Below are 520 nucleotides of genomic sequence, written 5' to 3'. Positions count from 1 at the left end.
GCAAACGCTCAGAGCGCTTACCCGGTCATATCTGACGATGGCCGCTATATTGCCTTTAAGTCCCTGGCCAGTAACCTGGCGCCTGGTGGTGATTTCAATGACGCCTCCGACGTCTTCCGCTGCCAGCCATGGAGAGCGAAGCGAAGGCTGGTAGACCCCAGTAGCCGCGAGGCCGCACTGTTTTCCCGGCGTGCCTTGCGCCAGAGGGAAAACAAAGTAGGCCTCCGAACGCGGCGTCCAGTCATTGGGAGCCAAGTACGGAGCAGCAACGAGCTTGCGAAGTTGTTGCGTAGTGCTTGGTGACCAGGACGGCTGGGGCACCAATAGGTTGTCAAAGGCCGAGTCGATTTTGGGGACTGGGATGTCCCAAAATCTATCACGAGGCCGAAGACACGCTTGCGCTATGACCTGGTCAACAAGACCCTTGAGTTGGTCAGCCAGAGCAGCCACGGATATATTGGCAATGATCACAGCACCTATCCCAGTATCTCGCCTGACGGGCGCTATGTGAGCTTCCATT

General features: G+C 57.1%; 1 protein-coding gene. It reads right to left on the bottom strand.

What is annotated here, in order from left to right; genetic code table 11:
* Nucleotides 1-471 (bottom strand): hypothetical protein (locus ACOCD2_RS26130; RefSeq protein ID WP_419584139.1); only part of this gene is annotated, 471 nt, incomplete at its 3' end.
* Nucleotides 472-520 lie beyond the last annotated feature (49 nt).

This window comes from Thiolapillus sp., assembly GCF_048562965.1.
Classification (GTDB): domain Bacteria; phylum Pseudomonadota; class Gammaproteobacteria; order Chromatiales; family Chromatiaceae; genus Thiolapillus; species Thiolapillus brandeum_A.
This window is presented reverse-complemented; position numbering and strand designations above follow the sequence as displayed.